A 24,575-nucleotide genomic window follows, 5' to 3' on the forward strand; every position below is an offset into this window, starting at 1 on the left:
TTTAATTTCTTCGCAAAAATAAGGCAATATCCCCTAGCTTGAGTAACCCTTGTTACCAAGCGAATTTCTTTGTAAGGCTACTTTATCCTGAAGTTCCGACTTTTTTCCCGGATCATCAAAAAATGATACAGCTTCCCGTGTCTCCACAAAAAGACACTCTTTCGGCAACAATTCCATAAGTCCGCTTGAGAACAAAATATCCCGTGTAGGTCCTATGGCACCGGCAATAAAGAAGTGGATCCCCCTTTCATACATGGCCTCAATAAGATTTCGTAACATATGAGCCGCAGATGAATCTATGTAATTTATCGCCTCTGCATTCAAGATCACTGCTTTTAGTTCTGGGCCTTTCTGATCAATAAGGTTGAGGAGGCGCGACTTGAAAAATCCTGAATTTCCAAAATACATCTGGGCATCAAAGCGAACAATTAGCAAATCATTTCGTACCAAAGCATCAGATTCAAACCTCCTGATATTCCTGTAGTAAGGAGTACCTTTAATATTTGCCAGGACAGCAAAATGAGGATTGGAAGTTCTGTAAACCATCAGGAGCAGAGAAATCACCACCCCGACGATAATTCCCTCCATGATTCCTATGAAAATTGTAATAGCGAAGGTAGCCAGTAGGACAAAAAACTCATCCTTCCTGTATTTCCATAATTCACGGGCGTACTTAAAATCGATTAAATTATATACCGATACCATAATTATGGCAGCCAAAGCTGCTTTAGGCAAGTAATAGAGTAAAGGTGTCAGGTATAACAAAGTAAGCAGTACGAATAATGCTGTAAAAAGAGTTGCCAGATTCGTTTTTGATTTTGCTTCATAGTAAATAGCCGACCTTGAGAAACTCGCTGCAACAGGGTAGGACTGAAAAAGTGAACCCGTCATATTTGAAAGTCCCAATGCCACAAGTTCCTTATTGGCATCGAGCTGATCTCCATTCATCTTATCCTCGATTCCCTTTGCTATCGAAATGGTTTCCAGATATCCGATCAGGGATAGAGTAAGGGCGATGGGCCACAACTCCATAATGGAATTGAGGGATACTGAAGGCAGGACTACTTCTGGCAAGCCCTTAGGAATTTCCCCTACAATATCCACGCCTTTATCGACCCATTGAAAAAGGTATACAGCAAGTATCCCCAGAATTACTACCATTAAAATATACGGCAGTTTCTGATTCCATTTTTTAAAAACTATTATCAGAAGGATGCCTATCAGCCCAATTCCAAAATCGAATGGATTTAAATCCGCCATTTTCCCGAATGCATTCCAGATAATGGCATGTAATTGGTTACTCCCTTCGATATCGGTCCCCAGCAAGTATTTCAACTGACTAAACATAATGATCAATGCAGCGCCTGAAGTAAATCCACTAATCACGGGTTTCGATAGAAAATTAACCAGGAATCCCATCCTCAACAACCCGAGTAAAAATTGAAAAGCCCCAACCATAAAAGCCAGCAAAATGGCCATAGCTATATAATTTTCAGGACCTACCGAGGCGATAGCTCCCAGTCCTGCGGCAACCAGAAGCGAATCCATTGCCACCGGGCCTATTCCAAGAGATCTCGAGGTGCCGAAGAAAGTATAGATCAGCAAGGGTACCATGGAAGCGTAAAGGCCATATACGGCAGGTAATCCGGCAATAAGGGCATAGGCGAGGCCCTGCGGAATTAATACAATGGCCACGGTAAGTCCGGCCAAAAGATCTTTAGGCAGGAATGACCATCTGTACTTCCTGATCCAGGCTGTAAATGGAAATATATTATGCATTTCTTACAGTAATCACTAACTATGGAATCATAGCGAATTGATCTTTATATGGCTGCGCTGAAGGTCAATGATCCCTTCTCGTTCCATCTTTTTTAATACCCGGGAGATTACGACTCTGGACGTATGAAGGTCCGCCGCAATTTCCTGGTGTGTAGCGTGGATTACATCATTGTGATTTACCATGGCCTTATCCCTGAGGTATTTCAATACCCGTTCGTCCATGTTCATAAAGGCAAGAGTATCAACAGTTTCAAGTAATTCTTCCATTCTGTTATTGTAACTATCCAGGATAAATGCCCTCCAACTCCTGTATTTGCCCATCCAGTCTTCCATTTTATCCACAGGAATCATCAGCAGGTCCACATCAGATTCGGCCACCGCCCTGATCTTACTTGTCCCTTTCTTTACACAGCAGGATAGTGTCATTGCACAGGTATCACCTTTTTCAATAAAATACAATAGAAGGTCCTCCCCTGCCTCGTCTTCCCGCATGATTTTGATAGCCCCACTGATTATTAAAGGCATAAAAGTGATGGAATCCCCGATATCTATGAGATAATTTCCCTGTTTCACATTTTGAAGTTTCCCAGTAGTACATATTTCTTCCAGTAGTTCATCCTCGAATAAATACCCGTAGAGTTCCTTGAGTAGTTCAAAGTCTAATTCATTTTTATTCTGGTTGTCCATTGTTATCATTTTGGTATTATTCTTAGCCTGAATTCAGCTTCGGGTTGATTCAGATGCTTAAACCCTTCGTGTAAAAACCGTTGTTCTACCCCATATGGATAAAAAGTAATCGGCTCTATACAAATCATATTTGAAACGGGTGACCAGAGCATAAAATGACCAAACCCATTAGACACTATCTGCAGTTCCCTTTCGTCTTTCAGGATTAGACTTTCTTTCTGAGGCAAATGCAAGGCAATATTTCCCGCAGCCATAACCTCATCCAGGCTGTATGAAATATCGTCTGATACAACCTGTGCAGAAGCCGATCGCAATTTAAACGCAGGATGATAACCAAGCATATAAGGCATATCCTTGTCGCCACTGATAACAAAGGTAATTTCCAAACTGTCTTTTAAAAGAACAACCCGCTTTTCAAACCGAAAACTAAAAGGCCATATGAGTCGACCTACCTTAGATCGATCAGGGTATTTTGAATTCTGAATCACTGTACCGGCAATGTATTCTTTACTAAAACTTGCCGAATGACCGTCATCACTATCCAGAGAATACTTGAGTTCACGAAGCAGGCCATGCTGATCCTGAATAGCATTGCCTTTTGGCACCTGCACCCTGTATCCCGCATTCTCAGTAGGGCCTATGATGGGGAACATTTCCGTATCTGTATGCCCCCAGCCCGGGCTGCCCTTCTGATGCAGATACTCATAGTCATTAAGCTGATAACTGATAATCTCTCCGGAGTCGATGACAACAGTCTGATTATTATTTTTTAGTGTAACCATAGACTATTGATTAATAAGGCGATAGATCAGTACAGCAGATCGTTTTGTAAGTGCTTCAATCGTTTTAAGATTCACCGTTTCCTCAGGGGTATGCGCTCCAGAGCCCATAGTCCCAAGTCCGTCGAGACAATTTACATAATCCGCCACAAAAGATGTATCGGCTGCTCCCCTCTTTCCCGGGTCGTAGCCCAAAACTTCTCCCTGCCCCAGATCCTGGCTTACCTCATTTAAGGCAGTAAGCAATTTCATGTTGCCTGCGGTAGGCTGCATGGCAGGATAACTATCCGTAAATGAAATAGTAGCCGTGGTATTGGGCAAATTATCCGCTACAATCTGCTTCATTTTTTCCCGTGCATTCTCCTTTTGTTCTTCCGAAATAAATCGCAGGCCGCCTTTAACATAGGCCGTTTGGGCCACCACATTCGATTTTCCGAAGACTTCTGCTGTGCTTTTTAAGGGATCGTAGTCCACAAAGGTACCTCCCATTAGTATTCCAGGATTAAAAGTTAGGAATTCCTCTCCCCTAACTTCAGTGTAGAAAGAGTTTAGTATCCGACTCATCTCAAAGATGGCTCCTGCGCCGGTTCTTTCACTAAATACTCCTGAAGAATGTGCGCGTTTGCCTTGTACCTCAACCTCCCACCCGGAAGCTCCTCGCCGGGCTACAGTGGCATAATTAAATCCTGTAGAGGTTTCGTACCCAAGTGCTATGTCACTTCGTTTTGCAGCTTCTATCAGATCCTTCCTGCTTAATTCCAGGGGTTTGCCGGTACTTTCTTCATCCCCGGTAAAGGCCACGATTATCTGTGCATTACCTAACAGATTCTGCTCATGCAAGGCCTTTAAGGCATAGAGAATGATAACATTCCCGCCTTTCATATCATTTCCTCCAGGAGCATGGGCTATACTATCGTTAATTTTTTCAAATTTCTGAAACGGACTGTTTTCTTCGAAAACCGTATCAAGATGCCCGATAAGTAGTAATTTTTTTCCTTTTTTCCCGGATGTCTCAGCAAAAAGGTGGCCTGCCCTGTTCATTTCCTCCGGCATGTCAATCCATCGTGTTGTAAATTCCAATTCTTCAAAAGCTTCCTGAAAAACAGCTCCTACATACTTTACTCCCTGAGCATTAAGAGTTCCACTATTAATATTCACTACCTTTTCCAGAAAACTGATAGCCTCATCATTGTTCTTTTCTACAGAAGCTATGATCTTACTTTCAATACTGGACAATTTTTGGGAGAAGGTGCACAAGGGGATGGCACTGGCCATCATCAAAATCAGGATTTTACGCATTTTCAAGGGATTGTTTTGGCTTCAAAAGATAGGAAAACTATTCAAGAAAGCCTTGCTTTTCCATCCACTCATCATTGTAAATTTTTCCGACATACCTGCTGCCGTGATCGTGAAAGAGTACCACTACCACGTCATCCTTAGTAAAATGTTTCTGCAACTGAATAACACCTTTAATGGCTGCCCCTGCCGAATTCCCAAGGAACATTCCCTCTTCCCGGGCCAGACGCCGGGTATACACCGCTGCATCCTTATCGGTCACCTTGGTAAAGCCGTCGATAATATCAAAATTTACATTTTCAGGTAAAATGTCCTCCCCTATACCTTCTGTGATGTAAGGGTAAATTTCATCCTTATCAAATATACCAGTCTCGTGGTACTTCTTAAATACTGATCCATAGGTATCTACTCCCCATATTTTGATATCGGGATTTTTCGATTTTAGATAGGAGCCTACTCCCGAAATCGTTCCACCAGTACCTACACCTACTACAAAATGCGTGACCTTACCATCGGTTTGTTCCCATATTTCAGGGCCGGTAGTCAGAAAATGCGCTTTGGTATTTGATGGATTATCGTACTGATTTACATACCAGGAATTGGGAATTTCCTCAGACAATCTTTTAGCTGTAGAATAATAACTCCGGGGATCTTCCGGGGCGACATCAGTAGGACATACATGAACCTCACTTCCCATGGCCTTGAGAATATCAATTTTTTCCTTCGATTGCTTATCACTAATTACACATATCATTTTATAGCCCATTACCACTGCAACCAAAGCCAGGCCCATGCCTGTATTTCCGGAAGTCCCTTCAATTATGGTTCCTCCCGGCCTGAGTTTCCCCTCTGCCACAGCATCTTCAACCATTTGAATTGCCATACGGTCTTTAACAGAATTTCCCGGATTAAAGGTCTCGTACTTGGCCAGGACAAGGCATGGTAAATCCTTGGTCAGTTTGTTTAGTTTAACAAGGGGTGTATCCCCAACGGTTCCTAAAATGTTTTCTGCATATTTCATAGGGTGCAAAGATACAGGTTCACAAAATCAAGGCCTAAGAAGTGTGTAATTTTGACGTTAACATATTATCAAAGCCCGGGGTTGGATTAATCGAATTTGATTGCTTTAACCGGACTGATCCTTGTAATGATATGTGAAGGAATAAGGAGCATTAGCATACAGAGTAGCAATACCCCTGCATTTAATAAAAGTATAGTTGGCAGATCCATATAGACGGGAATGTAGTCGATGTAATATTCCTGGGGATTGGGAAATTGAAAGTATCTGAAACGATCCTGGAACCAGATCAGACCCAGACCCAGCAAATTTCCCCAGAACAAGCCGATAAGAATTAGGTATGCCGCGTTGTAGAGGAAGACTTTTCGTATACTCCAGTTGGCAGCCCCGAGAGCTTTGAGTACACCTATCATTGGGGTTCGCTCCAGGATGAGTACCAGTAAGGCCGTGATCATATTGATCCCCCCTACGATGATCATAATCCCTATTATGATTCCGATATTAAAATCGAACAACCCAATCCACTCAAAGATTTTATAGTATTTATTTTTAATGGTCTGGGTATCCAGGGTACTCAGTGTCTGGCCGTAGATCTCTGCACTTTTTTCTTCAATGGTATCAAAATCAGTTAGAAAAACCTCGAAGTTCCCAACCTCATCACTTTCCCATTGGTTCATCCGCTGAATATGCCTTATGTCAGCTATAATGTAGGTACCGTCAAACTCTTCAAATCCACTGTCATAAATACCCGTAATTTTAAATTTTCGCTGATTGGGGATCTTAGACGGATCTTCTTCCTTCAGGAAAAAGGTGAAAAACTCATCCCCCACTTCCATTTGTAGTCGGCTTGCCATCAAAGCAGACATAAGTACTTCCGAATTGAGCTTGGAGCTGTAATCGGGAAGTTCTCCTCTTATCAGAAAATCTTCAAAGGCGGTCCAATCGTAATCCTCCCCCACACCCTTGGCGATAATACCCTCAAAAGTATCTTCGGTTCGGATGATCCCCGCCTTGGTGGCAACGGCCTGAATATGCCTGACCCCTTCAACCAAATTAAATTCGGGATAGAAATCCTGTTCGAGAGACACCGGAATGACAGAGACCTCGGAATTGTTATTATCGTAATTGTAGATCTGTATATGCCCGTTAAAAGCCGCTATTTTTTCCCGGATCTTGTATTTGAGTCCGACCCCTGTCGCTACGGCGATAAGCATCATCAGAATCCCCAAAGCAATAGCCGCAATAGCTATTTTTATTATTGGAGCAGATATGCTAATTTTATGCTGCTTACCTTTGATAAGGCGTTTTGCGATAAACAGTTCTAAATTCAACCGATGTTTTTTTTTCTCCCTCAAAAATACAGTTTTCATCTGTTAGTTACTGATGTTTCTGAACTTTCAAAGCAGCTACTCAATGTGACAGCCTTGGCGGGTAGACTGGTTCTTGGGCTAAGTATCCTTACGGCATCCCTGCTCTATGGATGCGGGGACAAATCCGTACAGGCTTCCGCTGCCGGAAAAAATTTACCTGTGGTAGAGACACTCCCGTCTACGGATGGGCTAGTTGTTGGTGCGAACCGAACTGAACTATACCTCCCCTTACTAAGCGGAAAAAGAATCGGTCTTGTAGCCAACCAAACCAGTGTGATCTTCAAAGAAAAAAACACAGAGCCTGGTGCAAAGACCCCCTTTACTCATCTCGTTGATTCTCTGCTTGCCTTAGACATCGATCTTATACGTGTTTTTTCTCCTGAACATGGATTTCGGGGTACGGCCGATGCAGGTGAAAAAGTGAAGGATGGTATCGATCAACGCAGTGGACTCCCCATCATTTCCCTTTATGGGGCCAATCGGAAACCTACTAAATCACAATTAGAAGGACTTGATGTTGTGGTATTCGACATACAGGATGTTGGGGTGAGGTTTTATACCTATATCGCTACCCTGCAATTGGTGATGGAAGCATGTGCAGAATCGGGTATTCCGGTTATTGTTTTAGACCGTCCCAATCCCAATGGGCATTATATTGACGGCCCCAGCATGGAACCCGAATTTACAGGTTTTCTGGGTATGACTCCTATCCCGCTAGTCTATGGGATGACCATCGGAGAATACGCAACGATGATCAATGGAGAAGGTTGGCTGGAGAAGGGAAATAGGGCAGAATTAACGGTAATTCCAATTGAGCACTACACGCATCAGACATCTTACAGCCTCCCTCTCAAACCCTCCCCTAATTTGCCCAATGACCAGGCCATCAATCTTTACCCTAGCCTGGGATTATTTGAAGGGACCAATATAAATGCAGGGAGGGGAACAGACTATCAGTTTCAGCGCTATGGGGCACCGTTTCTCAATCCTTCTGTTTATAACTTCAGCTATATCCCTGAATCCAATCCAGGCGCAAAATCGCCAAAACAGCTAGGAACTGAATGTTATGGGGAAGACCTAAGAGATGTTCCCAGGCTCGACAAAGTTTCACTGGAATGGATTATCAAAGCATATAATAACTCTGAGGACAAAGAGCGATTTTTTAATACTTCAGGATTTACTAAGCATGCCGGGACAGACAAATTGCAAAAGCAAATTGAGGCCGGGTATTCCGAAGAAAAAATTAAAGAATCCTGGGAAGCAGATCTGAACTCCTTTAAAAAGATCAGGAAGAAATATCTTCTCTATCCCTGAGAAGAATCCTTCCCCCCTGTAGGTTTGCGGTATTTGTGGAAAGGTTGTTTCAGCAAGCCCATAATCGAGCCATTTTCCTTTTTGTCCGGAAAAGTGTCAACACCATATACAATAGCTTCCCGGTCTAATTCCATATACGTGCCAAATAACCTGTCCCAGATGGAGAAAATATTCCCATAATTAGAATCGGTATAAGGCAATACATAATGATGATGGACCTTATGCATATCAGGGGACACCAGAATATAGCTGATCATTCGGTCTACTTGTCTTGGCAATCTGATGTTGGCATGGCTAAACTGTGTAGCTATAAGGGAAAGGGACTGATAGAGCATCACAATGCCTATAGGAGTACCCACTAGAAAAACTCCGAAGAGGGTAAAAGAAAATCGGATAAGACTTTCCAGGGGATGATGTCTGTTAGCCGTTGTAGTATCTACCTCGTGGTCTGTATGATGCACCAGGTGGATCATCCATAAGGGTTTTACATTGTGCTCCACATAATGGGCCAGGTAAGCCCCAAAAAAATCGAGTAACAAGACCCCGAGCAGAATATAACTCCAGAGAGGCATAGCCGGCAACCAATTGATCAGTCCGAATTCGTTAGCCGCGACCCAGTCACTGGTTTTTAAAAGCAAAAAAGCCAGGGCAAAATTGATGACAATTGTCGTGAAGGTGAAGAAAAAATTAGGCACGGCATGTCGCCACTTTTTATAACGAAAACGAAACAAGGGTACAGCCCCTTCCAGCAGCCAGAAGAAAGTAATCCCCAGAACCAGGATCAGACTTCTGTGACTCGATGGGATGGTTTCGAAATATTGAATCAGAGTTTCCATGAACTCAAAAATAATCAAATTGAGGGTAAATATCAGAATCAGTTTCCTATCCTCTTTTTCATTTCCTCCACAATATTATAAGCTGCAGGACAAACAAAAGTATTCTTAACTGTAAGTTTCCCCAGTTGTTCAAACCGCCTTCGATCCGTATGCGGATATTCCCTGCAAGCCTTGGGCCGAACTTCATAAATGCTGCAATAGTTATCAGGACCCAGAAACGCACATGGAAGTTCCTGCAACACATGGTCGCCATCTTCATCCGTCCTGAGATAGGTATCTTCGAAGCTGGCAGCCTTCATTTTTAAATGCTTTGATATCCTGTCGATATCGGCCCGTGTAAAAAGCGGACCCGTTGTCTTGCAACAATTGGCACAACTAAGACAGTCTGTATGCTCAAATTCATTATGGTGCAGCTCTTGTACAATGCTATCGAGGTTTTTTGGAGGCCTGCGCTTTAAACGGGTAAAAAACTGGCGGTTTTCACGCTCTTTTTCCCTGGCCTTTTTTGGAAGGACCCTCAGGACATCCTGCATACTCTTTTCATTCTCTTTCTTTAATTTCACCCTGATTTCATTTTCCTTACCGCAGCAAATATCCCACTTTTGCATTAAAGAAAAGACGAAATGGTTGCAGATGTGTTCGGCAAGGCAATCCTGGATTACCAGTTGGGTGAAAAGGACGGTGAGATTTTCACTATTTCTTCCCTTGGAGACGAGGATTCCATCCCGGTATCACATCTCTTCAGGAAATACGAAACCATGCCCGATTTAGAGCAAACTGCCTTAAGCCTGTGCAGGGGTCGAGTACTAGATATAGGTTGCGGTGCCGGCAGTCATAGTCTATACTTATCATCCGGGGGATTAGATGTGACATCAATCGACATATCTCCCGGGGCAATACAAGCCTGCAGGTCACGCGGATTAACAGATGCCGTTCAGGCTGATTTCTGGAATTACCAGGGCGGTAAATTTGACACTCTTTTATTACTGATGAATGGAATTGGTATTGTAGGGCAGGTGTCAAAACTAACGCAGTTCTTTAAAAAGGCAAAGGAATTGCTCAATCCCGGAGGCCAGATTATTTTTGATTCAAGCGATATCATTTATATGTTCGACCAGGACGAAGATGGCGGATTCTGGATTCCAAACGATGGTACTTATTACGGGGAGCTTACATACGAAATGAAGTATAAAAACGTAAAAAGTGAACCTTTCTCTTGGTTGTTTGTCGATTACAATACCTTCCAGGTAGAAGCCCTGAAAGCCGGTTTTGATTGCAAACTTGTAAGGATGGGAATTCATTACGACTATTTGGCCAGAATAGTGGTAGAGGCATAATAGCAAGCGTAATTTGCCGTTCTTATGTAGGGTTTTAGAGTTTATACTTGTTATAAGTGTATAGATATCATAGTTTTAAAAGATGAATATGATGATGAAAAGATATTATTTCTTCCTGATTGGCTTGCTACTTATTGCCGGATGTTCCAAGGATACGGACAACCCGGGAGGCAATGGCCCCGATCCTATCGACAAATCGGCTAACTTACTGTCCACAGGTGATTCGGCCAATGACATCCTAACCAATGATACTTTTACCAAATTACTGATTGAAATTGGATATGTCACAGGATTTCAACCCAGTGCAGAAGCCATGAACAATTTTCAGGCCTTTCTGCAGGCAAGGACGTTTAAACAGGATATCGAGATTCAATATCTTGAATTGCCTAGTCCGAATGAAAATGACCTGAGTTTACAGGAAATTGCAGATCTGGAAAGTGATAACCGTACAGCTTATAATGAGGGTTCAACCCTTGCGATTTACATATACTTTGCCGATGCGCCGGCTGATACCGACGATCCACAGGAAGGCACCGTTACCCTGGGTGCCGTGTATCGCAATACTTCTATGGTAATCTACGAATCCACAGTAAGAGATCTTGCCGTAAATAGCAGTCAGGTTACCATTGCAGATGTGGAAACTGCTGCCCTTAATCACGAGTTTGGACATTTGCTGGGTCTGGTAGATCTGGGATCACCACCTGTAAATTCTCATGAGGATCCCAATGCGGAACATCATTGTGATATCAATGGTTGCCTGATGCGGGCCGAATTGCAATTTGGTGGTGGCTTACTTGGAATGATGAATAAACGAATCTCCTCAGGGAAAGCCCCTGTACCTGGCCTGGATTCCGAATGTATTACTGATTTGCAGGCAAACGGTGGCAGGTAAATAAGGTGATTAGAGAGGCAATCCCCTCTACCCTGATTTAAGGGATGTTTAAATATTTGTGAGTTTGAAGGGAGACTTTCCATTTGGGATTGGCCATTACATAATCCACAATAAGAGGTGTAACCTTTTCCCTTACACTCCATTCCGGTTGTAAATAAAGCACACAATTCTCACTTACCCTGGCGGCGTGCTCTTCAGCAAACCTCAAATCATCCTTGTTGTAAACAATTACTTTTAGTTCATGTGCCTGGAGATGAATATCCCCAACAGGGGCCTTATTTTTCTTAGGGCTCAAACAGATCCAGTCCCATGACCCGCTGAGGGGATAAGCCCCTGAGGTTTCTATATGGGTTTTGAGTAGCTTTTCTTTCAGCAGGGAGGTAAGAGGTGTCATATCCCATGTTAATGGTTCTCCCCCTGTAACAACGATTGTATCTGAATATTTTGCGGCATTTTCGGCAATACTTTCAACGGCAGTCGGAGGGTGTATTTCGGCATTCCAGCTCTCTTTTACATCACACCAGTGGCAGCCCACGTCACAACCGCCAATCCTTATAAAGTAGGCAGCAGTTCCCTTGTGGTATCCTTCTCCCTGAATAGTATAAAATTCCTCCATTAAAGGGAGCATCTTCCCCTTATTGACCAGCTCCATAATCGATTTTACTTCCATGGCCCAAAGATAAGGTTAACTTATGGAGAAACCTCAGGAATACCTCGCCTTGCCTACCTTAATTCCTGGCAGCTATTACATCTATTTCTACCCTGGCATTGCGAGCAAGACCCAGGGCTGCAAAGGTGGTACGGGCGGGTTTATTGACAAAATATCTGGCATACACCTCATTAAAGGCACCAAAATCTTCCATTGAACTGAGGATAACCGTACATTTCACCACGTTTTCAAAACCTAACCCATGCTGTTCCAAAACGGCTTTGATATTCTCAATAGCCTGGGTTGTTTCGGCTTGTATTCCGCCCTCAACCATGGTTCTTGTTGTATGATCCATCCCGATTTGCCCGGCGAGGAAAAACAAGTTACCAACTTCCACAGCATCACTGAAAGGGGCCATTTGTTTTTTGGGTTCATGAGACTTATGAAATATTATTTCCCCTGTTTCCTGGGACATCGCCACAGGAGAACACAGAAAGAAGCACAGTAGAAGGAGCGGAAAGAGATGATTCATAATTAGTCGTTTTAATGTTGCTTAAAATTACCCTATTTTTATCGAAAATTAGGAAACATGAGTAGGAAGGACGATTTCTTCGCACATATAGAAAAAGGGTATGCTACCAAGGGTGATTTTATTTCTATGGGAGCAGCTATGCTAGAAGGTGAAACCGTCACCAATGCCCTGGTGAAAATTCCTCTGAAAACGCTTAACAGACACGGCCTGATCGCGGGTGCTACTGGAACGGGGAAAACAAAAACACTCCAGGTACTGGCTGAAAACCTTTCTGATAAAGGAATTCCTGTACTGTTAATGGACCTGAAAGGGGATTTAAGCGGCCTTGCCCAGCCCAGTCCGGGCCATGCTAAAATTGATGAAAGGCATGAAAAAATCGGATTTCCCTTTACGGCCAAGAAATTTCCCGTCGAAATCCTCTCTCTTTCAGAACAGGATGGGGTAAAGCTTCGGGCAACTGTATCCGAATTCGGACCGATATTGCTCTCCAGAATTCTCAACCTCACAGTTACCCAGGAGGGTATCGTTGCCGTAATTTTCAAATATTGCGATGATCACAAACTACCCCTCCTAGATCTCAAGGACTTCAAGAAAGTTTTGCAGTATGCCACCGGAGAAGGGAAAAAGGAGTTTGAAAAAAGCTATGGAAGGATCGCTACAAGCTCAACTGGGGCTATACTGCGTAAGGTCATTGAATTAGAGCAGCAGGGAGCCGACCTGTTTTTTGGTGAGAAATCATTTGATGTGAACGACCTTACCAGAATCGATGAAAACGGCAGGGGGATGATAAGCATTTTGAGACTTACCGATATTCAGGACCGACCCAAATTGTTTTCTACTTTTATGCTGAGCTTGCTTGCAGAAGTGTACGCCACATTCCCCGAGCAGGGAGACAGTGAAAGGCCCGAACTAATTCTCTTTATAGATGAGGCCCACCTCATCTTTAAGGAAGCCTCAAAAGCCTTGTTAGACCAGATTGAAAGCATTGTAAAACTCATCCGTTCCAAAGGCATAGGCTTGTATTTTGTCACTCAGAATCCTACAGATGTCCCCAATGCCGTACTTGCGCAGCTGGGATTAAAAGTACAGCATGCTCTCAGGGCTTTTACAGCCAAAGACAGAAAAGCAATTAAACTCACTGCGGAAAATTACCCCATATCAGAATATTACGACACCAAGGAAGTTCTCACTTCCCTTGGTATAGGTGAGGCATTGATCAGTGCGCTGGATGAGAAAGGGCGTCCTACCCCTCTGGCGGCAACCCTGCTGAGAGCACCCATGAGCAGAATGGACATTTTGACAAAAAAAGAATTAAAAGAGGTTATTGACAATTCCCGACTCGTCCACAAATACAATGAAACAATTGACCGGGAAAGTGCCTATGAAATGTTGAATGAGAAGATCGAAAAAGCTGAAGCCAAAGCTAAGAAGGAAGAAACCCGATCCTCTGGCAGATCCAGATCTACGAGTACCAGAAGCAGAAGTACCCGGCAAAATCCTGTGGTAAAAGTTCTTACTAGTGCCACTTTTATAAGAGGGGTCCTTGGTATTCTTAAGAAAGTTATGAGGTAAAAGGATCATTTCTATAATTTCTACTTAATCCCTAAAAACCATTATTCATGAAATATTTCACGGGCATATGCCTTCTTTTTATACTTATTGCCGCTTGTAAAAAAGAGCCGGATCCCAGGTTCAGTATTACAAAAGACCGCGTTGGTTTGCTTGAAAAGTCGGCAACCATTGAGGAGCTCGATCGCATTTTTACAGAAGACTCAATTGTCAGACCCACGTCTTTACCCAATAATCAGGGGGCTTCAGGGATTATTGAAGTGTTTGAAAAAGGCGGAAAACAGTTGCTCAGTATCACCCCTTCAGAAGACAGTATTCCCGGTATCACCAATATACGGATCCACGATGCGAGGTTTACCACCGGGGAAGGCATCTCCGTTTCGAGTACTTTCGGGGAGATTAGAGAAAAGCTTACCGTAAAAAAAGTGATCACTTCCCTAAACAATGTAGTTGTTTTGATCAGGGAGAGCGACATTTATTTTACGATCAGCAAGGATGAATTACCTGCAGAACTCCGGTTTAATAACTCCGATATCGATTTGGTTCAAATCCCCGATAATGCTAAGATCAAGTATATGATGGTGGGATGGAATTAGTATATCGTGAATTCGCCCCTTTTATCACCCTATCCCTAAATTATATGCCGTGAAAAGAGCGCTCAAAAGTATGCTTCCCCTGGCTATAGGAGCTTATTATAACATCCTTGCCTTCTTCTCAAAAAGAACGGCGGCTATTAAAGCGTACCGACTTTTTTGTACGCCCAGAAAAGGGAGGGTTTTGCCTATTCAGGAAGAATTTCTCAAAAAGGCAAAACTCGAAAAAGTGCTGGTCGACGATATGGAGATACAGACCTACCACTGGAAAGGACCTGGAAAAAGAGTAATGCTGCTCCACGGGTGGGAGAGCAATACCTATCGCTGGAGAAATATGATCGGATTTCTCAAAGAAGAAGGGTACGATATCATTGCATTTGATGCTCCCGCCCATGGATGGTCTAAAGGAAAACTGTTTCACGTGATCAGGTATACCGCCTGTACAAAAAAGCTGGTTGACAGGTATAAACCCGTTTATCTAATCGGCCACTCGGTTGGGGGAATGAATGCCGTCTATCACCAGTATTTAAACCCAAAAAATTCCCTCCAAAAAATAGTTACCATTGGCTCTCCTTCAGAAATGCAGGATGTAATGAAGCAATACCAGGAAATACTGCAGTTCAATGATCGCGTAATGCAAGCCCTTGATGAATTGATTTTTGATAAATTTGGATTTCGGATTGTTGATTTTTCTACCTCCCGATTCGCGAAGGAACTCGACATTGACGGATTGCTTATTCACGACAGGCTCGATACAATTGCCCCGTTCAGGGCTTCAGAGGAGGTACACGCAGAATGGAAAGGAAGTAAGTTGATCAGCACTGAAGGTTTTGGTCATTCCATGCACCAGGACTTTGTAAGCAAGGAAATTATCGATTTTCTGAACTCATAAAAAAAAGATATTTTTAATCTGCTCAAAAAGGGCTTAACTTATTCTCATTACTCAATCTTCAAACTATGTCTTCATTAAATCCTTTTCATATTGCCATTCCCGTACACAACCTTGATGAATGCCGAACTTTTTACAGGGAGATCCTCAATTGCACTGAAGGTCGGAGTAGTGATCACTGGGTAGATTTCAACCTATTCGGGCACCAATTGGTGATACATTACAAGCCAAGGGCGAATGAGGAAACCCATACAAATCCTGTAGATGGTAAAAACGTTCCCGTTCCGCATTACGGAGTGGTTCTTCCCTGGAATGACTTTCAGATATTTTCCGCAGAATTAAAGAAGAAGGGAGTCGACTTTATAATTGAACCCTATGTACGCTTTGAAGGAGAAGTAGGTGAGCAGGCCACTATGTTCTTCCATGATCCCGCCGGAAATGCTTTGGAGTTTAAGGCGTTTAAGGATATGGGGCAATTGTTTGCAAAATAGCATTCTTCCGTACAAGTTTCTGGTTTCCAGGTGGATATATCAACTTTTTGATGGAAAATACTCGTTTTTTCGTATCTTAAAGGGATTAATCTTTCTCAAACAACCCAATCATGGAAAAAAAAATTATTGCCGTTGTGGGTGCAACGGGCGCACAGGGAGGTGCGGTTGTAGCAGCCCTGCTCAATGACCCCTCAGGTGAGTTTGCCGTAAGGGCAATCACCCGTAATTCAGATTCCGACAAATCGATAGCACTCGCTAAAAAAGGAGCCGAAGTTATCGAAGCTGACATCTCAGACAAATCGAGCCTGGTAAAAGCATTTAAAGGAGCCTATGGTGCTTTTTGTGTCACCTTTTTCTGGGAGCACTTTTCTCCCGAAAAAGAGATGGATAACGCAAGAAACATGGCCGATGCTGCAAAAGAAGCCGAACTCTCACATGTAATTTGGTCTACCCTTGAAGATACGCGAAGATGGGTTCCGTTAGAAGATAACAGCATGCCAACCCTAATGGGGAAATACAAGGTTCCCCACTTTGATGCCAAAGGGGTTTCCAATGCCTATTTTGAAAGAAGCGGAGTTCCCTACACATTACTGTTAACATCATTTTTCTGGGAAAATTTCATCTATTTCGGAGCGGAACCACAAAAAGGTCCGGACGGAGAACTTGCCATCACCTTCCCGTTAGCGGAAGCTAAAATGCCAGGTATAGCTGTTGCTGATATAGGAAAATGTGTGCTTGGCATTTTAAAAGAAGGAAACAAGTATTTGGGAAAATCTGTCGGTATAGCCGGCGAACATCTCAGTGGCATGGAAATGGCAGAAATATTTACAAAGGTGCTGGACAAAAAAGTGAAATACAATGCCGTGCCACCTGAAATGTACCGATCCTTTGGATTCCCCGGAGCAGAAGACCTGGGAAATATGTACCAGTTTAAAACCCAATTTGAATCAGTATTTCGAAAAGCCAGAAACGTAGATGAGTCGCGAAAGCTAAACCCTGAACTTCAAACCTTTGAAGCCTGGTTAAGAAAAAACCGAGCCAAAATCCCGGTACATACTGAAACTGCCTGAACAGGTAATCACGGATAATCTAGCACTTGAAAGAAGTGAAATGCCCCTTGAAAAGAGGGGCATTTTTGTTAATAGGATCAGTTTTCTTCTTTTTTCCTAAAACGATTTCTAAGAAAAAGGTATAAACCGTAAAGAATACCAAAAATAAAACCTTCTCCAGCCTCCCTGATGAGAATATCCCTGGAATAATCCTTTTCTAAAATAAGGGATACAATGATGTACAACACCATTGCTACAATTATTGGTATTATATATTTTTTGATATTCATTTTTCCCGATTCTATCAATTTTACCCGAGAATAAGTCCTCTGCGACGTACCCAGAAAAAGGCGAAAATTAAATTGGGTACCCAACACAGCCAGGCTACGATCCTGTAGGCCGTAATAAATTCCCCCAATATCATAGTGAGCAAAGGCAACCAGATCCGAAGGGTAACTGCCGCAAAGCACAATGCATAGCTGTATATCATAAATCCCTGGTGAAGGGAAATATCTTTATTCCGAATCGCTTTGAAAGCCATATAGGTGGTCCATAGCCACAGAATCCCCAGGCTAATAAATCCTATGGATGAAATGGGTCCGCCCGTAGCATAAAAACCAATGTAAATTCCACAGCTACCACTCACTAGTACAGCTATCATATATATCCTGCCGATGAGCCTGTGCCGTTTCAAATTTCGGTTTCTGAATTCCTTGTGGAATTGAATCCACCCTATAAGCAATGCCAATCCGCCAAAGAGGATATGACCATAAAAGCCTGTATTCCAGATGACATCAGAAAACAATGCATCGCTCTTGGATGCAAGCAGACCAAATTCCCTGTCGATGAGAAAGTATGTCAGGGGATACAAACCAATTGAAATTGCCATTATGGCAAAGATGATCCAGGCGAATATGTTGGTTTTATTTTTCACAGTTTACCGGTACCTCCAGCTTTTCAGATCAGCACCTTCAGGAGCCGTTTCAGCTATTCTTTTCATAATCTTGGGGACGTACATGCTGTTATAGCGCAGGCGACTGATATGGTTGGGTTCCTCAGGATCCCCATTCCAGCAATGTTCTGCCCTATCACCGTATTTCACTTCTCCATCGTAGTAAGGATCAGTGGTGCTTTCAAGAAAGTCCTCCATCAGATATACGGCATTGTTAAGATAATAATTATCCATATCCCCGCAATAGATATGAATCTTCCCCTTTAGCTTTTCCCCAACTTTATCCCAGTCGCGCTCCAGAATATACCGGAGATCATAATTTTCTTTCCAGTATTCGGCCACACTATGATCAATCTCACCCGACATCTTATCCCATAGTCGCTGAGGATACCCATCTTCCCCTTGTGGAGAATAGGTTGCCTCCCAGATATCCCACTGCTGGCCTGAACGCGATTTGTCGCCCAACACCAGTTCAAGGTGGTTATTCTCTTTTACAGTACTCTGAATCTGCCCAAGGTAGTCTCTGTGTGCCGGAACTTCCAATTCTTTAAAATCACTTTCATAAAAATAGGCGTTCTCATCCTCGTATATGTCGGTAAGGCAATACGCCCTGAAATCTATTGGATCCGGACAGGCAGCGAAACATCCATTGTATTCTTCCGGATATTTTACCTGTACGGCCAGGGCCTCCCAGCCCCCGGTGGAACCACCGTAAAGGAATCGTGACCAGCCTTCCCCCAGCCCCCGGAATTCCTTTTCAATATGGGGAATGAGCTCATAGGTAATAGCATCTCCGTAAGGGCCCTGACTAGCCGAATTTACTGCATATGAATCATCGTAATACGGTGTTGGATGCTGGATTTCAATAATCAGGAACCTGGGGAAATCAGGATCATTCCAGCGTTTATAAAAGTCGTATGCCTCCTGTTGTTGAATAATGTTATAGCCTTCTACGTTAAATCTGGCCGAGTATACGGGCTCAAGATTGGGATCCGGGGGTGTTGTCCTGAATCCGCCAAAATCGTCGGGAAAATGCCCGTGAAAGATCATTAGGGGATATTTGGCTTCGGGGTGTTCTTCAAATCCCTTTGGAAGTAAAACATGTGCCCCCAGATACATATCCCGGCCCCAGAATTCCGATAGCTTTTCAGATTTAATTTTAATGTGTTTTATCCACTTCGTGTCTTCGGGTTCTTCTATTGGGGGAATCTTCTGATCTAAAAGAAGTTCTAAAGATCCTATGCCATTATCAGTAACAGTGATTTTTTGAGGAGTACTGTATAAATTCCCGGGCGATCTGTTCCATTGCTGCCCTTCTCCATTATCCATGGGGAGCTTTACCGTATGGCCGGTGGCCAGATTAAAAGTTTCGTATACATGCAGCAGTGCCTGAACCCAGTACTCCCCCGGTGGTATTTCAGAAAGATGCGCTATAGGGAAGCCTAAGGCATCAGCATCAAAAACTGTGGCTTGTCCGGGTTTCATCTGGTTGACATTCATCCCGTAGATCAACTGAGTTTTAAGGCCCCCACTGATCTGAAACCTGGGTTCCACGTCATTGTCTTTGGCCAGCATCAATAATAACCTACCGTCAAGGGCATCTTCACCTTGTGAATCCGGGATTGAAATTGAAATATTATCGTTTGTACCCGAGGAAACCGGACCGTCACAACCAACTAAAAAGACCAAAACACTGCTGAAAAAGAGGAAAAATCGTTTCATTACACCGAAATATTTTCGATAAAAGGTACCTATTTTTGGGAATGCCACCAATACCAAACCGTTTTTTTCCACGTTTTAATTAATCAGTAACTCGGTAATCATACCTACTAAATTATTGAGCTATGAAACGTCCCTATGTGATTTATTTCCTCTTGGTGATCCTGGCCATCATCTGTACGTGGAGTTGTACCAATCAAGAAGGTGAAAGTGATATCGACATTCTTACACCTAATGATTCCACCCAGAGTAGCTACGAATCAAGGGAAATACCAAAATAAAAAAACCCTCCGTTTGGAGGGTTTTTTTCACTTTTACTTTGAAATTTACCAGATTTTCACTCTATTTTCCGGAGCCAGGTACAGGCTGTCTCCTTCCTGTATATTAAATGCAGAATAAAACTCAGGTACATTTCTCACCACTCCGTTTACCCTGAAATCTGCAGGAGAATGCGGATCTGTATTGATCTGAACACGTATTGCTTCATCTCTGGCTTTTGATCTCCAGGCCTGGGCATATCCTATAAATACCCGTTGTTCTCCGGTAAAGCCGTCCATAACAGGAGCCTCAGCCCCATTGAGTGACATGTTATAGGCTTTTAAGGCAATACTTAATCCTCCCAGATCACCGATATTTTCCCCAAGGGTAAATTCGCCGTTAATATTCAGGTCTGGTAACACTTCGTAGGAATTGTACTGCTCTACAAGGGCTCCGGTTCGTTTTTTAAACTCTTCCTTATCGGCATCCGTCCACCAGTTTCTCATCGCCCCGTCACCGTCGAAGGTACTTCCACTGTCATCGAAACCATGACCTATCTCATGGCCAATTACAGCTCCTATCGCTCCGTAGTTTACGGCATCATCGGCGTTTAGATCGAAGAATGGAGGTTGTAATATGGCAGCCGGGAATACGATTTCATTTAAAGTGGGATTGTAGTATGCATTCACCGTCTGAGGAGTCATTCCCCATTCTTCACGATCGATGGGCTGCCCAAGTTTAGCCAGTTCACGGTTGTACTCATAGAGTTGTGATCGCTGCATATTACCAAACAGATCATCTTCTTTGATCTCAAAATCGTACTCTTTCCATTTATTAGGATATCCGATTTTGGGGGTGAACTTACTTAGTTTGTCAAGGGCTTCCTTTTTAGTATCATCGCTCATCCAATCGAGCTCCTTAATACTGGCTTCATACGCTTTCAACAAATTATCCACCAAAGTTTCCATACGTTCTTTGGCTTGCGGTGGGAAGTGTTTCTTTACATAAACTTTCCCTACAACTTCGCCCATGGTGCCATTGACTACAGATACGCCTCGTCTCCACAATGGACGTTGTTCCTTGGTGCCCCTGAGTTCCTTACTGTAAAATTCCCAGTTTTGCTTATCCATTTCCTCATTTAATCTGGAGGCATATGCATCAACAATACTCCATTTAAGGTAGGTCTTCCAGGTATCAAGATCTGTTGAAGTAATTATGTTATCGAGCGCCTTGGTATAATCCAGCATCAATATTCCCAATTTATCCTGTTCGGCCAGACCGGCTTCTCCCAGGAATGCCGTCCAGTTAAACTGAGGCATGATGTTACTCAGGGTGTCTACTGGGAACATATTATACAAGGATACGGGGTCTCTGGTTTTCTCCTTTTCAAGATGCTTTTCAGCCAGCGTAGTTTCCAGGTTCATGATGGCAGAAGCCGAAGAAGATGCATCTGGCATTCCGGCAAGTGTCAGCATTTTTTCTATATGCTCCAGGTACTTCGCCTGAATTTCTTTAGATCTTTCATCGTCTTTCAGGTAATACTCACGGTCTGGCAGCCCCAGTCCCGATTGCCAGGTGTATACTGCATAAATAGTAGGATTCTTTAAGTCCTGAGTAATGAAAAGAGCGATTGGCACGTTGATTCCCATTTTATTGGCATAAGCAAAATATTGGGCCAGATCATCGTAGTTTTCCAAGGCATCTACCTTGTCAAACTCAGGCTGAAGAGGGGCAGCACCAATTTCGTTTCGTTTGTCAAAATCGGTATAGGACTTAAATAGGTCGCCTACCTTCTGTTCGGCCGACCCTGCAGGAAAATCTCCCTTGGAAGACTCCTCGATTATTTTCTTGACGTTTTCTTCTGATTCTTCGTGAACTATATATCCAACACCGTAGCTGGCCTTATCATCCGGTATGGGTGTATTTTTTACCCATGTCCCATTGACATAGGCTGTAAAATTATCCCCGGGCTTCACCAGGGTATCCATGTATTGTGTAAGCACCCCGGAGGTGGGTTCTTTTTCCTCTTTTCCATCCGACTTGCAGGATGCAACGGCAAGGAAGGCTACGGCTAATATGCCGTAAACTAATTTTTTCATCATAATGTTTCTATTTAGTTCGTTTTAATTTGACTCCCGGAGACGGGTATTGTTACAACTAAGGTGTTAAAATATGGGTCCTTTCATGTTTTAACCAAAAATCAGGCATTTTCCCTGTGTCTTTCTCTTGCCAACAATGTATTCTTCAATAACATAGCTATGGTCATAGGGCCCACTCCACCAGGTACAGGGGTGATATATGAGGCCTTTTCTTTCACCTTCTCAAAGTCGACATCCCCGGTAATATAATATCCCTTTTCTTTCGACTTATCTTCAACCCGGGTAATCCCTACATCAATGACTACGGCACCGGGTTTTACCATGTCTGCTTTCAGGAAATGTGGTACCCCCAGGGCAGAAACTACAATATCTGCCTGCAGGGTTAATTCTTTGATATTTTTTGTACGGCTGTGGCAAAGGGTTACCGTTGCATTGGCGGCTTTTCCCTTCTGACTCATCAGAATACTGATGGGTCTTCCCACGATATGGCTTCGTCCGATAACCACTGCGTGTTTCCCTTCTGTGTCAACTTCATATCGGCGAAGAAGTTCCATTATGCCATAAGGGGTAGCTGAAATAAAGGTTTTCATATCCAGCGCCATTTTTCCAAAATTCGTCGGATGGAATCCATCGACATCTTTATCAGGGTGAACGGCCATCAGCACTTTTTCTTCATCTATGTGTTTGGGTAAGGGTAATTGAACTATATACCCGTCAATTTCCGGATCCTCATTGAGGTCTTTTACCAAACTCAGCAGGTCTTCTTCAGTGGTGTCTTCCGGTAAATGTTTGAGGGTAGATTCAAATCCGATGCGCTTACAGGATCGCACCTTACTCCCAACATAGGTTAAACTTGCACCGTCATTCCCCACGAGAACTGCGGCAAGATGAGGCACTTTCTCTCCCCTTTCCTTCATCTGCGTAACTTCTGTTGCAATTTCATCCTTGATTTGGTTGGAGATTTTTTTGCCGTCTAATATGACCATGCCTGCTTAATTATGTTATTTCTATTGTTTACAATTTGCCAATGATTAAAAGGGAAGGTAAACCAGCCTAACCCTTGAGACCGCCCATCATTTGCATCATTTTCTTCCCTCCGCCTCCTTGCATCATTTTCATCATTTTTCCCATCTGGTTGAATTGCTTGAGCAACTGGTTCACCTCCTGCACTGTTCGGCCACTGCCTTTGGCAATTCGTTTTTTCCTGCTCGCATCCAGTTTAGATGGGTTAGACCTTTCATCAGGTGTCATCGAATGAATAATGGCCTCCACATGTTTGAATGCATCATCATCTATATCCATACCTTTCAGCGCTTTTCCTGCACCGGGAATCATTCCCATAAGGTCTTTCATGCTACCCATTTTCTTGATCTGCTGAATCTGCTTCAGAAAGTCGTCAAAACCAAAGGTATTCTTGGCAATTTTCTTCTGGATCTTTCTCGCTTCTTCTTCATCGAACTGCTCCTGGGCTCTTTCTACAAGGGAAATCACATCACCCATTCCAAGAATACGGTCGGCCATCCTGTCTGGATGAAAAACATCCAGGGCATCCATTTTCTCTCCTGTACCAATAAACTTTATGGGCTTTTCCACTACAGATCTGATGGAAATAGCTGCACCGCCTCTTGTATCACCATCGAGTTTGGTCAGAATCACCCCGTCAAAATTCAGGACATCATTAAAAGCCTTGGCCGTATTTACTGCATCCTGCCCCGTCATGGCATCGACAACAAAAAGCGTTTCCTGAGGCTCAACAGCATTTCTGATGTTTGAAATCTCCGTCATCATACGTTCATCCACTGCCAGTCGACCCGCGGTATCGATGATGACCACGTTTTGTCCATTAGCTTTAGCATGGGCAATCCCTGCCTTGGCTATGGCCACAGGATCAGAATTTTCTTTATCGGAATACACTGGCACCCCTATTTGATCCCCAACGACGTGCAATTGGTCAATAGCGGCAGGTCTGTAAACATCACCGGCTACCAGCAAAGGAAATTTGGTCTTCTTTGTTTTGAGATAATGCGCCAGCTTTCCGGAAAAGGTAGTTTTACCCGATCCTTGCAAACCCGACATTAGAATAACTGATGGGTTACCTGAGAGATCTATCCCTTCGGCATCTCCCCCCATAAGCTGTGTGAGTTCATCTTTGACGATTTTGACCATCAACTGTCCCGGCTGTAGTGTAGTAAGAACGTTCTGACCGAGGGCTTTTTCTTTTACTTTATTGGTAAACTCCTTGGCAATCTTAAAATTGACATCAGCATCGAGAAGAGCCCTTCTAACTTCTTTGGTCGTCTCAGCCACATTGATCTCAGTGATCTGCCCATGGCCTTTTAAAACGTGCAGGGCTTTATCTAGTTTCTCACTTAAATTATCGAACATATCCGCTTCATATTTAGAGGAATGCAAATTTAACAATTGGATCGGGATCAGGGAAGTCTGGTGGAGGAAATCTAACAAGAAA

Annotated in this window: 25 protein-coding genes; 9 read left to right on the forward strand and 16 right to left on the reverse strand. The window is 43.2% G+C overall.

The features are described 5' to 3' along the window. Positions 1-33: 33 nt before the first annotated feature. From AB8P51_RS11725 to AB8P51_RS11750, 6 genes are all read right to left on the reverse strand, one after another. Positions 34-1,779 carry a SulP family inorganic anion transporter gene (locus AB8P51_RS11725; RefSeq protein ID WP_369749014.1) on the reverse strand — a complete coding sequence of 582 codons (1,746 nt, stop codon included), beginning with the start codon at positions 1,777-1,779 and terminating at the stop codon, positions 34-36. 27 nt (positions 1,780-1,806) lie between these two features. Next, positions 1,807-2,466, reverse strand: coding sequence for a Crp/Fnr family transcriptional regulator (locus tag AB8P51_RS11730; protein ID WP_369749015.1), 660 nt, complete (start codon positions 2,464-2,466; stop codon positions 1,807-1,809). A gap of 5 nt (positions 2,467-2,471) precedes the next feature. Continuing rightward, positions 2,472-3,248, reverse strand: coding sequence for an aldose 1-epimerase (locus AB8P51_RS11735; protein WP_369749016.1), 777 nt, complete (start codon positions 3,246-3,248; stop codon positions 2,472-2,474). A gap of 3 nt (positions 3,249-3,251) precedes the next feature. Then, a complete protein-coding gene (locus tag AB8P51_RS11740) occupies positions 3,252-4,544 on the reverse strand; it encodes a M20/M25/M40 family metallo-hydrolase (protein ID WP_369749017.1) in 1,293 nt (430 codons plus the stop codon). Between the two features lie 37 nt (positions 4,545-4,581). Beyond that, the gene (locus tag AB8P51_RS11745; RefSeq protein WP_369749018.1) at positions 4,582-5,562 is read right to left on the reverse strand and encodes a PLP-dependent cysteine synthase family protein; all 981 of its coding nucleotides are present in this window, start codon (positions 5,560-5,562) and stop codon (positions 4,582-4,584) included. A gap of 86 nt (positions 5,563-5,648) precedes the next feature. After that, positions 5,649-6,890, reverse strand: coding sequence for an ABC transporter permease (locus AB8P51_RS11750; RefSeq protein ID WP_369749019.1), 1,242 nt, complete (start codon positions 6,888-6,890; stop codon positions 5,649-5,651). Between the two features lie 3 nt (positions 6,891-6,893). On the opposite strand from AB8P51_RS11750, the gene AB8P51_RS11755 reads away from it, so the two are divergent. Further along, entirely contained in the window at positions 6,894-8,243 is a 1,350-nt protein-coding gene (locus AB8P51_RS11755) for an exo-beta-N-acetylmuramidase NamZ domain-containing protein (protein WP_369749020.1), read from the forward strand. On the opposite strand, the gene AB8P51_RS11760 is transcribed toward AB8P51_RS11755, so the two are convergent. Beyond that, the gene (locus tag AB8P51_RS11760; protein ID WP_369749021.1) at positions 8,234-9,079 is read right to left on the reverse strand and encodes a sterol desaturase family protein; all 846 of its coding nucleotides are present in this window, start codon (positions 9,077-9,079) and stop codon (positions 8,234-8,236) included. The genes AB8P51_RS11755 and AB8P51_RS11760 overlap by 10 nt on opposite strands. Positions 9,080-9,117: 38 nt before the next feature. Further along, positions 9,118-9,612 carry a YkgJ family cysteine cluster protein gene (locus AB8P51_RS11765; protein WP_369749159.1) on the reverse strand — a complete coding sequence of 165 codons (495 nt, stop codon included), beginning with the start codon at positions 9,610-9,612 and terminating at the stop codon, positions 9,118-9,120. Between the two features lie 90 nt (positions 9,613-9,702). Here AB8P51_RS11765 and AB8P51_RS11770 point away from each other — a divergent pair, with 90 nt between their 5' ends. Both AB8P51_RS11770 and AB8P51_RS11775 read left to right on the forward strand, forming a co-directional pair. Continuing rightward, complete coding sequence (locus AB8P51_RS11770; RefSeq protein ID WP_369749022.1) at positions 9,703-10,416, forward strand: class I SAM-dependent methyltransferase; 714 nt, start codon at positions 9,703-9,705, stop codon at positions 10,414-10,416. An 88-nt stretch (positions 10,417-10,504) separates the two neighbouring features. After that, positions 10,505-11,308, forward strand: coding sequence for a hypothetical protein (locus AB8P51_RS11775; protein WP_369749023.1), 804 nt, complete (start codon positions 10,505-10,507; stop codon positions 11,306-11,308). A gap of 37 nt (positions 11,309-11,345) precedes the next feature. Here AB8P51_RS11775 and AB8P51_RS11780 read toward each other — a convergent pair whose 3' ends face one another. Next, entirely contained in the window at positions 11,346-11,978 is a 633-nt protein-coding gene (locus tag AB8P51_RS11780; RefSeq protein WP_369749024.1) for a 7-carboxy-7-deazaguanine synthase QueE, read from the reverse strand. 58 nt (positions 11,979-12,036) lie between these two features. Then, on the reverse strand, positions 12,037-12,489 hold the full coding sequence (locus AB8P51_RS11785; RefSeq protein ID WP_369749025.1) for a Rid family detoxifying hydrolase: 453 nt from the start codon (positions 12,487-12,489) through the stop codon (positions 12,037-12,039). Between the two features lie 57 nt (positions 12,490-12,546). Between AB8P51_RS11785 and AB8P51_RS11790 the strand changes: the two genes are divergently transcribed. The 5 genes from AB8P51_RS11790 (at position 12,547) to AB8P51_RS11810 (ending at position 17,101) form a co-directional block, all read left to right on the forward strand. After that, complete coding sequence (locus AB8P51_RS11790) at positions 12,547-14,061, forward strand: helicase HerA-like domain-containing protein (protein ID WP_369749026.1); 1,515 nt, start codon at positions 12,547-12,549, stop codon at positions 14,059-14,061. A 47-nt stretch (positions 14,062-14,108) separates the two neighbouring features. Further along, on the forward strand, positions 14,109-14,654 hold the full coding sequence (locus AB8P51_RS11795; protein WP_369749027.1) for a hypothetical protein: 546 nt from the start codon (positions 14,109-14,111) through the stop codon (positions 14,652-14,654). A 49-nt stretch (positions 14,655-14,703) separates the two neighbouring features. Then, positions 14,704-15,543: an alpha/beta fold hydrolase gene (locus tag AB8P51_RS11800; protein WP_369749028.1), complete on the forward strand. Its 840-nt coding sequence runs from the start codon at positions 14,704-14,706 to the stop codon at positions 15,541-15,543. 65 nt (positions 15,544-15,608) lie between these two features. Then, entirely contained in the window at positions 15,609-16,031 is a 423-nt protein-coding gene (locus AB8P51_RS11805; protein WP_369749029.1) for a VOC family protein, read from the forward strand. A gap of 110 nt (positions 16,032-16,141) precedes the next feature. Further along, entirely contained in the window at positions 16,142-17,101 is a 960-nt protein-coding gene (locus AB8P51_RS11810; protein WP_369749030.1) for an NmrA/HSCARG family protein, read from the forward strand. Between the two features lie 77 nt (positions 17,102-17,178). On the opposite strand, the gene AB8P51_RS11815 is transcribed toward AB8P51_RS11810, so the two are convergent. Genes AB8P51_RS11815 through AB8P51_RS11825 form a run of 3 tightly spaced genes read right to left on the reverse strand, consistent with a single transcriptional unit; the run spans position 17,179 to position 19,754 of the window. Next, the gene (locus AB8P51_RS11815) at positions 17,179-17,370 is read right to left on the reverse strand and encodes a hypothetical protein (RefSeq protein WP_369749031.1); all 192 of its coding nucleotides are present in this window, start codon (positions 17,368-17,370) and stop codon (positions 17,179-17,181) included. Between the two features lie 20 nt (positions 17,371-17,390). After that, positions 17,391-18,014 carry a DUF2306 domain-containing protein gene (locus tag AB8P51_RS11820; protein WP_369749032.1) on the reverse strand — a complete coding sequence of 208 codons (624 nt, stop codon included), beginning with the start codon at positions 18,012-18,014 and terminating at the stop codon, positions 17,391-17,393. Positions 18,015-18,017: 3 nt separating this feature from the next. Then, on the reverse strand, positions 18,018-19,754 hold the full coding sequence (locus tag AB8P51_RS11825; RefSeq protein WP_369749033.1) for an alpha/beta hydrolase-fold protein: 1,737 nt from the start codon (positions 19,752-19,754) through the stop codon (positions 18,018-18,020). A 122-nt stretch (positions 19,755-19,876) separates the two neighbouring features. Between AB8P51_RS11825 and AB8P51_RS11830 the strand changes: the two genes are divergently transcribed. Next, complete coding sequence (locus tag AB8P51_RS11830; protein ID WP_369749034.1) at positions 19,877-20,032, forward strand: hypothetical protein; 156 nt, start codon at positions 19,877-19,879, stop codon at positions 20,030-20,032. Between the two features lie 45 nt (positions 20,033-20,077). Here AB8P51_RS11830 and AB8P51_RS11835 read toward each other — a convergent pair whose 3' ends face one another. From AB8P51_RS11835 to ffh, 3 genes are all read right to left on the reverse strand, one after another. Then, the gene (locus tag AB8P51_RS11835) at positions 20,078-22,111 is read right to left on the reverse strand and encodes a M13 family metallopeptidase (RefSeq protein ID WP_369749035.1); all 2,034 of its coding nucleotides are present in this window, start codon (positions 22,109-22,111) and stop codon (positions 20,078-20,080) included. A 98-nt stretch (positions 22,112-22,209) separates the two neighbouring features. Beyond that, a complete protein-coding gene (gene folD / locus AB8P51_RS11840; RefSeq protein ID WP_369749036.1) occupies positions 22,210-23,094 on the reverse strand; it encodes a bifunctional methylenetetrahydrofolate dehydrogenase/methenyltetrahydrofolate cyclohydrolase FolD in 885 nt (294 codons plus the stop codon). A gap of 67 nt (positions 23,095-23,161) precedes the next feature. Beyond that, the gene (gene ffh, locus AB8P51_RS11845; protein ID WP_369749037.1) at positions 23,162-24,493 is read right to left on the reverse strand and encodes a signal recognition particle protein; all 1,332 of its coding nucleotides are present in this window, start codon (positions 24,491-24,493) and stop codon (positions 23,162-23,164) included. Positions 24,494-24,575 lie beyond the last annotated feature (82 nt).

This window comes from Muriicola sp. SD30 (assembly GCF_041205185.1).
GTDB lineage: Bacteria > Bacteroidota > Bacteroidia > Flavobacteriales > Flavobacteriaceae > Muriicola.